10 protein-coding genes and 1 pseudogene are annotated in these 12,602 nt (G+C 63.0%); 6 read left to right on the top strand and 5 right to left on the bottom strand.

Annotated elements, in window-relative coordinates; all coding sequences use genetic code 11:
* Positions 1-3: 3 nt before the first annotated feature.
* The gene (locus tag VP06_RS04380; protein ID WP_197093129.1) at positions 4-495 is read right to left on the bottom strand and encodes a LexA family protein; all 492 of its coding nucleotides are present in this window, start codon (positions 493-495) and stop codon (positions 4-6) included.
* 501 nt (positions 496-996) lie between these two features.
* Here VP06_RS04380 and repA point away from each other — a divergent pair.
* The 3 genes from repA (at position 997) to VP06_RS04365 (ending at position 4,526) form a co-directional block, all read left to right on the top strand.
* Positions 997-2,217, top strand: a complete 1,221-nt coding sequence (gene repA / locus VP06_RS04375) for a plasmid partitioning protein RepA (protein ID WP_048462609.1) — start codon at positions 997-999, stop codon at positions 2,215-2,217.
* Positions 2,218-2,845: 628 nt separating this feature from the next.
* Positions 2,846-3,877, top strand: coding sequence for a plasmid partitioning protein RepB (repB, locus tag VP06_RS04370; protein ID WP_053081530.1), 1,032 nt, complete (start codon positions 2,846-2,848; stop codon positions 3,875-3,877).
* A 199-nt stretch (positions 3,878-4,076) separates the two neighbouring features.
* On the top strand, positions 4,077-4,526 hold the full coding sequence (locus VP06_RS04365) for a thermonuclease family protein (RefSeq protein ID WP_053081523.1): 450 nt from the start codon (positions 4,077-4,079) through the stop codon (positions 4,524-4,526).
* Between the two features lie 113 nt (positions 4,527-4,639).
* Here the strand turns inward: VP06_RS04365 and VP06_RS04360 are convergent, their stop codons facing one another.
* The 3 genes from VP06_RS04360 to VP06_RS04350 form a co-directional block, all read right to left on the bottom strand.
* Entirely contained in the window at positions 4,640-5,113 is a 474-nt protein-coding gene (locus VP06_RS04360) for a hypothetical protein (protein ID WP_048462607.1), read from the bottom strand.
* Between the two features lie 363 nt (positions 5,114-5,476).
* The gene (locus tag VP06_RS04355; RefSeq protein ID WP_048462654.1) at positions 5,477-6,931 is read right to left on the bottom strand and encodes a sensor histidine kinase; all 1,455 of its coding nucleotides are present in this window, start codon (positions 6,929-6,931) and stop codon (positions 5,477-5,479) included.
* 1,041 nt (positions 6,932-7,972) lie between these two features.
* Complete coding sequence (locus tag VP06_RS04350) at positions 7,973-8,455, bottom strand: hypothetical protein (protein ID WP_245291044.1); 483 nt, start codon at positions 8,453-8,455, stop codon at positions 7,973-7,975.
* Positions 8,456-8,741: 286 nt separating this feature from the next.
* On the opposite strand from VP06_RS04350, the pseudogene VP06_RS04345 reads away from it, so the two are divergent.
* Positions 8,742-9,002: pseudogene (locus VP06_RS04345) on the top strand (transposase domain-containing protein); the annotation flags it as partial.
* A 90-nt stretch (positions 9,003-9,092) separates the two neighbouring features.
* On the opposite strand, the gene VP06_RS34420 reads toward VP06_RS04345, so the two are convergent.
* Positions 9,093-9,824 (bottom strand): YoaK family protein, encoded by a 732-nt coding sequence (locus tag VP06_RS34420; RefSeq protein ID WP_082167154.1) that lies wholly within the window; start codon positions 9,822-9,824, stop codon positions 9,093-9,095.
* 479 nt (positions 9,825-10,303) lie between these two features.
* Between VP06_RS34420 and VP06_RS04340 the strand changes: the two genes are divergently transcribed.
* Together VP06_RS04340 and VP06_RS04335 are read left to right on the top strand one after the other, a co-directional pair.
* Positions 10,304-10,951, top strand: a complete 648-nt coding sequence (locus VP06_RS04340) for a DedA family protein (RefSeq protein WP_245291043.1) — start codon at positions 10,304-10,306, stop codon at positions 10,949-10,951.
* Between the two features lie 274 nt (positions 10,952-11,225).
* The gene (locus VP06_RS04335) at positions 11,226-12,527 is read left to right on the top strand and encodes a sodium:proton exchanger (protein WP_082167153.1); all 1,302 of its coding nucleotides are present in this window, start codon (positions 11,226-11,228) and stop codon (positions 12,525-12,527) included.
* The last annotated feature ends 75 nt before the right edge of the window (positions 12,528-12,602 follow it).

Genomic DNA, 12,602 nt, shown 5'->3' with positions numbered 1-12,602 from the left:
GCCTCAGAACACACGCGACGAGCCGGTGACGACCCCCCACACCTGGAAATCCGCCTCCTCCGGCACCGTGATGTCGGGGAAGGCCGGGTTCTCGGCCTTCAGGATCACCTCATCGCCGCGCTTGAGGTAGGTCTTCATCGTGAAGTCGCCGTTGAGGCACGCGACCACGATGCAGCCCGACCGCGGCCGGCGCGCTTTGTCGACCACCGCGATGTCGCCCGGAAACAGGCCGCGCCCGGTCATGCTCTCGCCGGCGACACGGACTAGGAAGACGCTCGGCGCGCCGATCCCGTGCAGCTCGTTGAGATCGAGCGGCCGCTCGAGGCTGTCCTCGGCCGGCGACGGGAACCCGCAGGCCACGGACGCCGTCACCAGGGGTGCGCTTGCCGTCGTCCGCACCTCCCCCTTTAGGAAGGCGCCGATCCCGCTCCCGGAGCCGCCACGGGCTGCCGCAGCCCGCCTGGCGGCATCGGCGATGTCCACCGGCAGGCGCACGACCTTGGTCGGCTCCGCCGGGGGTCTCCCCGCCCCTTCTCGAGGCCCACCCCAGGACGTCCGCTTGCTCTGCCGCATCAGGCCGACCCTCCGTCTTGAAATCCGTAACGGATATCAAGCGCACGGGTTGCGCCAACCGTCGAGAGTTGCGACGCGTCAAGCGAAAAGATGCACGGAAGGGTGTGAATTCAGTGGATAATCCGCGGGTCCGGAACCTGAGCACAGATCGCGCCCGCTGCCGGCCACCGCGCAGAGATACGATCGCCGGCATTCCCCGCATCAGCCATCACTGCCGATCTGAAGTTGGCCGCGGCCAACTTCGGCTTTCCCCTCACGTTCAATGACTTCGGAGGCCTGGCACCCCACCGGCTCTATCCGTGCTCGGCATCCGCAAGGTAAGGATCTGTTAACGAATGAATCCTTGTGGCACTGAACTGTTTATGGATATATAAAACGGATTTGAGCCGTTTTTTCGGACAAATCCGTTTTCAAGGACATAGCATGTCGTCGCTCGCTGCATCTCAGGTAGAAGCCGCCGTTCCTTCAGACGATCGCATATCTTCGCATGCTCGTCTCCTCTCCACGCAGCTACAGTCGATGCGTGAAAGGTTTTTTCCTCCCGAAGCGCAGAAGGAGCTTCGTAGGTTTTCTATTGGCGAAGTCTCGCGGCTTGTCTCCGTGTCTGACAGCCATCTGCGTGCGCTGTCCCTGGAGCAGATTGGCCCGTCTCCTGAAATACAGGCGAATGGAAGAAGGCTCTATTCGCTTGCGCAGATTGGCGAGCTACGGAAGTACCTGGCTGAGGCAAGGCCTAAAGATGCAAAGAGCTTCCTACCATGGCGCGGTGAGGGAGAGCGGCTTCAAACCCTCGCATGTGTCAATTTCAAGGGTGGTTCAGCGAAGACAACCACCACCCTGTACCTTGCTCAATGGCTGGCTCTCCAGGGATATCGCGTCCTAGCAGTCGATCTCGACCCACAGGCATCGCTCAGTGCCATGTTCGGGATCCAGCCCGAATTTGACCTTCGCTGGGGTGACACTCTCTACGGCGCCATTCGATACGACGATAAACGCAAGTCTCTGCGCGACATCATCCGTAAAACCTATTTCCATGGTCTCGATCTCGTTCCGGGTAACCTCGAACTCATGGAGTTCGAGCACGAGACCCCCAGTATGTTGTCCAGTCCTCAGCGTGCCGACGGAGGGATGTTTTTCGAGCGTGTCGGCCATGCCCTCGCTTCGGTGCAAGAGGACTACGATCTGGTCGTCATCGATTGCCCGCCGCAGCTCGGGTATCTGACCCTTGGGGCGGTGTGTGCCGCGACTTCCCTCCTGATTACGATCCACCCGCAGATGGTGGACGTCGCATCCATGTCTCAGTTCCTGCTGATGGCCTCCGATCTGATGCGGGTTGTCCGCGAGGCCGGTGGCGATCTCTCCCACGATTTCATCCGCTATGTTGTGACGCGCCACGAGCCGCACGATGGGCCGCAGAGCCAGATCGTTGCTCTCCTGCGCAGCCTGTTCGGGGACGACGTTCTTGCCGCCTCCGTCTGGAAGTCCACGGCGATCGCCGATGCCGGCCTGACGAAGCAGAGCCTGTACGAACTTGAGCGGAACAGCGTCGGCCGCGCGACCTACGATCGGGCTTACGAGAGCCTCGACGCCGTCCATCGGGAGATCCTCGGGCTCGTTCACAAAGCCTGGGGACGGGCCGCGTGAGCCACCACGCTGCAACCCGGGACCTCTCTTCCACGATCTCCGGCAGTGAAAAGTTGGCCGCGGCCAACTCACGCCGGGACGTCGTACCCGATCGGGGCCGCCCCATATCTGCCGCCGCTGTCGACCGCGCCCCCTCCCCTGAAAAGTTGGCCGCGGCCAACTCTGGTTCGGGCGGCGCCATGAATAAGGCCGGATCCGGAGCTGGCGACCCTGCCGGCTACGTCCCCGGCCCCGAAAAGTTGGCCGCGGCCAACTTTCGCTCCGACTGCACCTCACAGCACGGACCCATCCCGGCTGAATCCGTCCACACCGCTTGGAGGCGGGCAGCATGAAACGCCGCGACGCAATCCGGGACCTGTACGCCCCGAGCCCCAACCTCGGGAAGTTGGCCGCGGCCAACTCGCCTCTAAGCACCGGCTCGGATCAACCCGCCCCCACTGCTGCCGAGGCTGTCAGCCCCACTTCCGACCCCGAAAAGTTGGCCGCGGCCAACTCCGGTTCAGGGAACGAGGCGGGCCAGGCTGTCAGTGCCGGCTCCCACCGAACCGAACAGGCCCCCGAGCCCGAAAATTTGGCCGCGGCCAACTCGCCCCGCAACACTTCGGCTGGTGCGGCCGGTGCGGTGGGCCTGGCTGGGCACGCGGGTTACGAGCCGACCTCCCACGCCCCTGCCACAGAGAAGTTGGCCGCAGCCAACTCCAGGTCCGCCGAACCGTCGCCGGACGGAAGGGTCCCGGCAGGTCCCGTCCGCGCAATGAGCCTCTCGCTCTCTCGGATGGACGACGATCGCCGCGCCCTCCAAGCGGCCCTGGCAAGGGGCCAGACCATCGTCGATCTAGACCCCGCCTTGATCGATCCCTCCTTCGTGAAGGACCGGCTCGATCATGACGGTGGCACCTTCGGCGAGTTCAAGCGCCAGATCGAGGAACACGGGCAGGAAGTCCCGATCCTCGTCCGTCCGCACCCCACCCGCATGGGCCGGTATCAGGTCGCCTACGGGCACCGGCGCCTGCGGGCGCTGACCGAACTCGGGCGGCAGGTCCGCGCCGTCGTACGCGAGCTGAACGACACTGACCTCGTCGTCGCCCAAGGCTTGGAGAACTCCGCCCGCCAGGATCTCAGCTACATCGAACGGGCGCTGTTTGCCTGCCGCCTCGAAGACCACGGCTTCGAGCGGACGATCATCACGAACGCGCTCTCCATCGACAAAGGTGAGCTGTCGAAGCTGATCGCCGTCGCGCGCGCCGTACCGGAAGAGATCGTAACCAGGATCGGTCCCGCGCCAAAGATCGGTCGCCGCCGGTGGGTTGCTCTCGCCGAGCACATCAAGACCCCTTCCGTCGCGAAGGTGGTCGAGAAAGCCGTGATGGATGACGCCTTCATGGCGCTCGACAGCGACGCACGCTTCGCCAGGATCGCCGCACTCGTCACTCCCCAGAAGCTCTCTCCGGCCGCATCGAAGCTGTGGGAGGGGCAAGGGGGTCAGGCTACGGCAGAGATCTCTCGCAAGGGTGCAACCGTCACCTTGGCCATCGATCGAGACCCCTCGTTCGGTGAATTCGTCGCCGCCCGCCTCGACGAGCTTTATGCGGCATTCCTCGACCAGCAGGCCTCCGGCGTCCGAAGCACCGAGGATGGGAAGGGGCCAGGCCGGCGGTGATCGCCCTGCTCTCTGAAAGTTGGCCGCAGCCAACTCCGGCGTCTCGTCGGTAGAGCGCATAGCGCGTCCCTTCGGGACCGGGCTCTACTGGCCGCCTGCGGCGGCTCCCCGAACCCGCTACGCGGTTTCGGCCCTTCGGGTGACGATCAACCTCGCGCGGCCCCCCGGGACGGCTGTGGGTCGCAATAGGCCGGACCGCATGAAACACCTCGCCCTCGCAGGCCTGCTCGCCTTGGACTCTCTCCCAGCGCACGCCGAGACGGTCGACGGGGACCTCATCCGCGTCATCGACGGCGATACGGTCGAGTTGGCTGGGGAACGCATCCGCCTCGTCGAGCCGGATGCTCCTGAGATCTCGAAACCCCGCTGCAACACCGAACTCGCCAAAGGTCTGCTCGCCTCCGGACGCCTGCGCCAACTCCTCAAGGGGCCCGTCAGGATCGAGCGGTCCGGCCGGACCGACCGCTATCGCCGTACTCTCGCGTCGCTCGTGGCGCCTGATGGGAACGTCGCCGACATCCTGATCCGGGAAGGCTTGGCAATCCCCTACAAGCCGGGCTTCGAGGCCTACCAGCAGCGCGCCGAGCATTGGTGCCCGGGACAGGGCAGGGGGCCGACGTCGCCCACCCCCGGCGGGGAACGGTCCTAGTTTGGGGTCATTGGTCCCGCAGTCACGCCAGCCTGCCGCCCGTTGGCCGCTCGGTTGGCGTCACCCGCGGACCGGGCCTCCGTGACGGAGAACACCCTGGTCCGCCGCCCTGCTCACCCGATCGCGAACAGCTCGAGCTGACCGGGTGCGACCCGCTTGCGCGACGTACGCTTGGCCGGGGTCCGCCTGACCGCAGGCTCAGGTTTCACGAACGGAGGAAGCGCATCGCCCGGCTTGCCGTGCAACACCGCCCCGACGATCGGGCCGCCCTCACCACGCAGCAGCACGTACAGGACGTGCGTCGGTGACCGCAGGATCTCCTGCCGAAGCGGCTCGTTGACGGCCAGACCAGAGAGCGCCGCCATCAGGCACGGCAGACCGGCCGAGGCAACGCCCATCGCCTCGAACTCGATCTCGCGCAAGCCCCAGCGCTGACGCGCCGCCCCGGCAGTCGTCGATGGGAACGGGTTGGCCGCGACCACCGTCGCCTCGTCGGTCACGAAAGCCGCCAGGCGCTCGCGCTCAGTGATCGTCCCAGCTCGCAGCACGCCGTCGATCCGGCGCTTCTGATCCGCGGTGTCCTGCAACGATTCCCCCGATCCACCCGACCATCTTCATGGCCCGAGCGGGGTCGATCAGCCAAGCTCGCAATCAGAGGATGGGGGAAGGGGGATCTGAGCCAAGTCGGTACGGAGCCGGGGCGCCCGCAGAGCTGCCGTGCCTTTTGCCCAACCACTCCATCCTGGGAAAGTTGGCCACGGCCAACTCCGGCGCCGCGCCGTCGAGGAATGGGGCGCGTCCCTTCGGGATCGGGCTCTACTCGCCGCCTGCGACGGCTCCCCGAACCCGCTGACGCGGTTTCGGCCCTTCGGGTGACGATCAGCCTCGCGCAGGCCCGACGGCCGCCGAACAGCTAACTCCCGGCCGAGCAGGCAAGGGCTGGACCCCGCTCAGGACGGCAGGGTCAGCCGGACCTCGAGCCCCCCGAGCCGCGACGCCTCGAGCGTGATCTTGCCGCCATACAGCTCCGCCAGCTCCTGCGCGATCGGCAAGCCGAACCCGTGGCCGGGCCCGCTCTCATCAAGCCGACGGCCGCGCTGAAGCACCGCCTCCCGATCCTCCCGCGCCAGGCCAGGACCGTCATCCTCGACCAGGACGACAATCGAGGAATCCCCGCGGAACGCTTCCACTCGCACCCGCCCGGCACAGAACCGGCAGGCGTTCTCGAGCAGGTTGCCCAGCATCTCCTCGACGTCCTGCCGGTCACAGCCGACGGCGAGCCCCGCCGGCACATCGATGTCGAACGTGATCCCTGTGGCGGCATTGATGCGCCCCATCACCATCACCAGGTCGGCGACGACGCCGGCGAGATCGACCCTCTCGCGCGCCGTCCCGCCAGTCGCCGCCGCGCGAGCGCGCCGAAGATGGTGCCGGATCCGCCTGTCCATATCCTCGACCAACACAGCCAGCCGTGCGTCCCGGCTTGCTCCCGTCTCGCCGAACGCCATTGCCAGCGTCGCCAGCGGCGTCTTCAGTCCGTGGGCGAGGTTCGCAACGTGCCCCCGCGCATGCGCCAAGTTGGCCGCATTCTGGTCGAGAAGACCGTTGATCTCTCGCACGAGCGGCAGAACCTCGGTTGGCTGGTCAAGCGGCAGGCGCTCGCACCCACCCGCCCGAACCTCGGCAAGCTGCTCGCTCACCCGGCGCAGCGGCCGAAGACCAAGGCGGACCTGAAGCAGCACCCCACCGAACATCAGTACCCCGATCGGCACGAGGCAGATGCCGAGGGTGCGCAGAGCCTCCAGGATCGGCCCATACAGCGCCCTCTCCGGCGCCGAGGCAACGAACACCGTCGGGACCTCGTTCGACTCTCCCTGGACCGTCAGCACCCGCAGGATCAAACGCTGGCGGACGGGGCCCATGACATCCTTGGGAGCACTTGTTTCAGGTGGCGGCGGTTGCAGTCGCTCAGTGGCAACCAGGCGGTCGACGTGCCAGCGCGAGCCGACCACCGCCTCCCCGTTACGGCCCTCCCAGGACCGACCCCGGGATAGCCGGGCAGGGGGCTGCCACTCGTCGGTCCCCACATTCACGAGATCGATGCCGAGCTCGTTCAACGAGGAAGACTGAATCACCGTCGTGCCCCGGCGGACCTCCCAGTACCAGCCCGACAACCGCCGGTCGAACGGCGGCCCGTCGCGGTCGGTCCGCACGGAAAGGCGGCCGTCCGGCCCGGTCCGAACCTCCGAGGCCAGCGCCGTGATCCGGGCGTCCAGCCGGCCGTCGAGCTGACCCCGAACAAACCGATGCAGGACGAACCCGATCGAGACCGCGGCCCCGGCCAACGCCAGGCTGATGCAGAGCGCAGCAGCCAGAATGAGCCTCCGCTGGAGCGAACCAGGCATCCCGAATATGGGGGAGGGGGCCCAGAGCTTCACAGCCGGCACCCCAGGTATGGTGCGATTGCCTGATCGCGGTCAAAATCGGGAACTATCATCGGAGTTGGCTCCATCAAATCACGCGGCCCGATATCAATCATTATGTTGCTGTGTCCGGGTTATTATGAGTTGCGTAATTAATCAGGGCCATGCGTTGTAACAAACCTGAGCTTGGTTTCGCGCTACGTAGCATTCGACCTTAAACCCAGCCTGAACGATATTTATAATCGGTTCGAGTAAAATTGCTAAAGTTTTTTCTCCTATTGCATTGTATGATGTTTTTGTTAGATATCACATGAGTTGTATTGGGATATTTGTGGATGAAATTCAGTGAAATCCAAGCAGTCATACAGCTATCAATTGGTATCAATATTGATATATATGCACTAGAAGATATAAATATTCAGTATCTGACAGATCAAAGACGAGATCTAACTTCGTTGCGGCGCCTAGCTGGCGAGAAACTTGAAACTATAAAATTTAGTCTAAGATCACAATATGAGGGAAGACAAAGAGAAGCTGTTAGAAAAAGAGATGGACTACTTACTGAATGTCTGGCATAGGTCATCAAAAATTAGGAATGGATACGATAATTTTATCAGGAATATGGTGGTTGGATCCGGCATTATGGCGCTAATGGGTCTTTTATTGCTTTTCCACAGCTCGCATTATTACGATCATCCCGTAATATGTGGGATGTTATTTCTGATATATTCTCATATTTTCCTTTGGCGATGATGGTATATATCAGTCTCATGGTCCGCTATGTATGGGATCGCTCGCTCGTGAACGAGCAAAAATCCATTCATAATAATCTAAATAAAATCATCTAGAGGATGTGGATTGGCGCGTCCCTTCGGGACCGGGCTCTACTCGCCGCCTGCGGCGGCTCCCCGAACCCGCTGCGCGGTTTCGGCCCTTCGGGTGACGATCAACCTCGCGCAGCCCTTGGGACGGACCGTGCCCAATCTGCCCCGGAGGATAGGAGCCGGCCGGGAGGAGGGTACGTCAGCCGTACAGCCCTTCCACCTGTAGCCGGGCGAGGAGCTGGCGGGCTTGTTCCTGCGCCGCCGCATCCCGCTTCTCCTCGTCGAAGCCGTGCATGAACATCGGTAGCAGCCGGCTCGTCGCCCGCGCCATCGCCGAACCCTCCCACAGGATCAGCACCTCCCGGTCGGTCAGGTCTTTCAGGAAGTACCAGAGCGTCAGCATCACGCTCAGCGCCGGCCGGTTCTCCCACCCGGCGATCACGCCCTTCCCGATCCGCTCGACCCGTCGCAGTAGTGCGTGCTGCTTCTTGCCTACGAGATCGGTGAACGGCTCTATGCAGGCCTGCGTCAGGTCGGTTCGCATTGCCGTGATGTCGGCTTCGGCCCTCTCCGCCAGCTCCGGCCCGGCCGGGACAATGAGGCCAGGAGCAGTCGTCAGCGCCAACAGGAGATAGGCCGGGATCGCAACCTCAACCCGCTGGCGATCGGACAGAGTGGGCATTACCGTAATCCTCTTGCTGGAACAGGCTGAGCAGCATGCGCAAGCCCGTCTCCTCCGCCAAGCGGTCGGCCAGCCGGGCGGCGGTCCACATCGCATTCGCGCCTTCATCGAGGCGACGAACGCTGACCCCAAGCCGTTCCGGTGGCTGAAGTCGGCCGACGCTATCCTGGCCAGCGTCAAACGCCTCTGCCTGAGAGCACTCGAAGCTGAGCCAAAGCCAACGTCTTTGTCGTAAACTTCAGGTGCAGAACACTAGCCGGGGAGACCCGCTATGTGCTGTCGCGCTGGGCTGTGCGTGTTCCTGAAGGATGGCCGGGTCGAGCTCGACTCGAACGTAGTCGAGCGGCCGATCCGGCCGATGGCGCTGACGCGCAAGAACGCGTTGTTTGCTGGTTCGGACGGCGGGGGTCAGCACTGGGCGGTGATCGCCTCGCTGGTCGAGACCTGCAAGCTGAACGGGGTGGAGCCGCACGCCTATCTGAGCGACGTGCTTACCCGCATCGCTGAGGGCCATTCCAACCGCCGCCTCGACGAGCTGCTGTCCTGAGCCTACGCCAGTGCGCAAGACCTTGAAGCCGTGGCCTGAAGGCTCCGCTTACCAACCACTTGCGCAAAACTCCTATCCTTCCAAGTCAATCTATCGCACAGTTGCTGGTGCGTCGGGATGCGCGTCGGGTTGAGGAGATCGTTCGTTCGACACATGGTGACTTCCTGGATACATAATAGTCGTAACGAGGCTAAATATAGCTAACGATGCTGCGAGAGCGGCAGGCATTAGAAATGCATCAGATCCAAGAATCTTTTGGAGAAAGCCACCGGCGATCGCACCCAGCGTCAGACCTGCCCATAGTGGTGCCTGCAGCCAGAAGGACGGAGCCGGTTTGTGAAGGATCATGTTCGCTAAGCCTGTGCCAAAGCGAACAACCGTCCCTGTTACATAGGTCAACGCCAAACTTCTTCCATCTTCATCTTGCAGGGTTGCGTTCAAAATGCCAAGAGCAAAAACAACCGGGTAAGCATGAAGTGGAACTGCCTCCGGCCCATCTGGTAACAAGTTGCTCGATGACAAAAGGATAGCTTGTACGCTCAATAGAACCGACAATCTCCATCGTCCAGACCATGCTGCCAAAAGGGTGCCAAAGAATGCGCCGAAACAGAACAGCGTGATAGTGCTGCCGAACCGCACGGTGCCAGGCCAATCGAACGCGCTAACAGAAGCTCCTAATCGCGTTGTGTTCCCACTCATGAACGACATAAAGAGCTGCGAGTGCTCTAGAAATCCAATTGAGTCTGAAGCGCCTGCCAGCGCAGCCAATGCAATGGCTAGAGACACTCGCGTCGTAGGACTCGAGGGGAAGGATTTATCCATGGTGACCACCTATCGCTCGAACGGTCGCACCAGATCGCGCCTGGGTCAGGTTAGATCCGGCGGCCCCTATCCTGTGGGGAGCGGATAGGATTGGGCCGAGGTCGTGTTCGCGGCTTTGCTCGATGGTGACGAAGTGTGTCTAGCTTGCTTCGTTGCTGCTGCGGTCCATGCGGGTTGATAGAACCCTGCTCCACGGTTTGACATGCTTCGTCACGAACGCGGCGCTTGGGAGACAAATAGCTCGGCTACATCGCTGTTCGACGCGACCGCTGCCGCATAACAGATGCCGGAAATGGATCGATGAACCGTCAACACGATGACCTGTCAAATCGTTGTGGACGATACAGCATTTGGTCCCGATTTAATCCGTGCAAGCTGCTCTGCCATGAAGATACGTTGGGGCATTGAATACGTTGCCATAGAAATTGAAGACGAAAAACTAGCTTAAATTTCTGGGGTATATTCCATGCCTGGGAAAAATGCCTCTGCATGGTGTCGCTCGCGAGGAGGTTGCGCTGGTCGATTGGATTGTCACCGCGATTGAGCGGACCGGCTATCTCGGCGTCTTCCTGCTGATGTTGATCGACAACATCTTCCCGCCGATCCCCTCCGAGGTCATCATGCCGCTGGCAGGCTTTGCCGCGGGACGCGGCCAGCTCAGCTTCATCGGCGTGTTCCTCGCCGGCACGGCCGGGTCGCTCTCCGGGACGCTGCTCTGGTACGGCGTGGGGCGCTGGCTCGGGCGCGAGCGCTTGCGGCGCTTCGCGGCCCGGCACGGGCGCTGGTTGACGTTGAGCCCAGCGGAGGTCGAGCGGGCTGGTGCCTGGTTTGCTCGGCGTGGCCGCGTTGCTGTCCTGCTCGGGCGCGTCGTCCCAGGCGTGCGCAGCCTGATCTCGGTGCCGGCCGGGGTTGCCGGCATGCCGCTCACACTTTTTCTCGCCTACTCGGCCCTGGGTACGATCGTCTGGACAGGGCTGCTGACGGCGGCCGGCTACGGGCTCGGTGAGGAATATCGCCTGGTGGGCCGCCTTATCGAACCGATCGGCAACGGCGTGCTGGTCCTGGCGCTCGTGATCTACCTCTACCGTGTCGCCACCTTCGAGCGCGGGAGAGATGCCCGGGGTTGAGGCGCGGCAGGAGTAGTCCTTTGCCGGCACGATCGCGCGACCCTCCCTTCAGCGGAACGCGGAAGGGCAGGCCGTGACCTGGCGGACTGCTGAAAAATTCCCGAGATGGAGAAAAATTTTCTTCTGCTATCAACCTTCATTACGTGCCTACACAAGCCAAGCGGCTGTCCCAGGGGCGAGACAGCGCATTTCGCCGACGCCGGAACGGACTCGGAGATGATTTTGCTACCTCGTTAGCATTTTTCCAGCAGCCTGCTGGTGCGGAGGAACTCGCGTGAGGCGCTTTCTGATCTTGGTTGCCGTCGCCGTAGCGGCCACCCTCCCGGCTCTCCTGCTACGCGCGACGGGCTGGCGGCCCAGCCCGCTCCTTGATGCCGCCGCCTTCGGCAGCGCTATCCTAGCGGCAGGCTTCCTATTGTCTTGGGGTGCGGAGACAGCCGAGCAGCATATCGCGCAAGGCCTGATCCTGGCCGTGGTCGCTCTGGTGACTGTGCTACCGGAATACGCGGTCGATCTCTACTATGCCTACAAGGCCGGGCTTGAGGGTCCGGAGTCGCAATACGTTCATTACGCCGCCGCCAACATGACCGGCGCCAACCGGCTGCTCGTCGGCTTGGCCTGGCCTCTGATGGTGTTCCTGCATTGGACGAAGGACCGGCACCGTGCGGTCGATCTCGCATCGGCCAATGCCGTCGAGATCGGGTTCCTGCTGCTTGCCAGCCTCTACGCCTTCGTCATCCTGTTCAAGCGCAGCATCTCCGTCGTAGATTTTGCCGTTCTGGCAGCCATCTTTGCAGCGTATGTCTGGCGCGTGCGCAACCTGCAGAAGAGTGATAATCCGAGCGAGGCAGAGGAGCCTGGCCCTGCAGCAGCGCTGAACACCTTGTCTCCGGCGAAGCAATGGGCCGCGATCGGGGCTCTCGTGGTTGTGGCCTGCGGCGTCATCCTCGCCTCGGCCGAACCCTTCGCTGAGGCCATGGTGGGTACCGGCCGGGCGATCGGGCTCAACGAGTTCCTGCTGATCCAGTGGCTGGCGCCCCTGGCCAGTGAGGCGCCTGCAATCTCGATTGCGGTGCTGTTCGTGCTGGCCAACCGTGCCGGCGATGGGCTGATCGCCATGATCAGCGACAAAATCAACCAGTGGACTCTGCTCGTCGGCATGCTGCCGCTGGCCTTGAGCGTTGGCGCGGGCGCGATGAGCCCCCTGCCGCTCGATGCGCGCCAAGGTGAGGAGTTCTTCCTCACGGCGGCCCAGTCGCTGCTCGGCATCGCACTCCTGCTGCGCCTGCGCCTCGGCCTCTGGTCCGCGCTGGCGCTCGCTGGACTGTTTGCCGTGCAGGTCGGGCTGGCTTTCGTCTACCGCAACGACGAAGCGCGCTCGATCGCGACGCTGACCTGGCTAGCGTGGGTCTATCTTGGCCTGACCGGCCTTCTGTTCCTGATCAACGGACGCCGCCTTGTAGCCTTGGTGCGCAGCGCTCTCACCGGTCGGCCGTTCGAGGATCTCTCGGATGGCAAACGAACTGACCCGGAGCAACCGGCAGGCGAGAGCCGTGTCCCGTCTACAACTCGCTGAGCGTTCGCGGATCACCGACATTGCGATCGAAGCCGCCCTCGCGCGGACATCGCCAGGATGTGGGTAAAAAGAAGC

The organism is Methylobacterium aquaticum, from assembly GCF_001043915.1.
Taxonomy (GTDB): Bacteria; Pseudomonadota; Alphaproteobacteria; order Rhizobiales; family Beijerinckiaceae; genus Methylobacterium; species Methylobacterium aquaticum.
The sequence above is the reverse complement of the archived record's forward strand: the minus strand, read 5'-3'. Positions and strand labels throughout refer to the sequence as shown.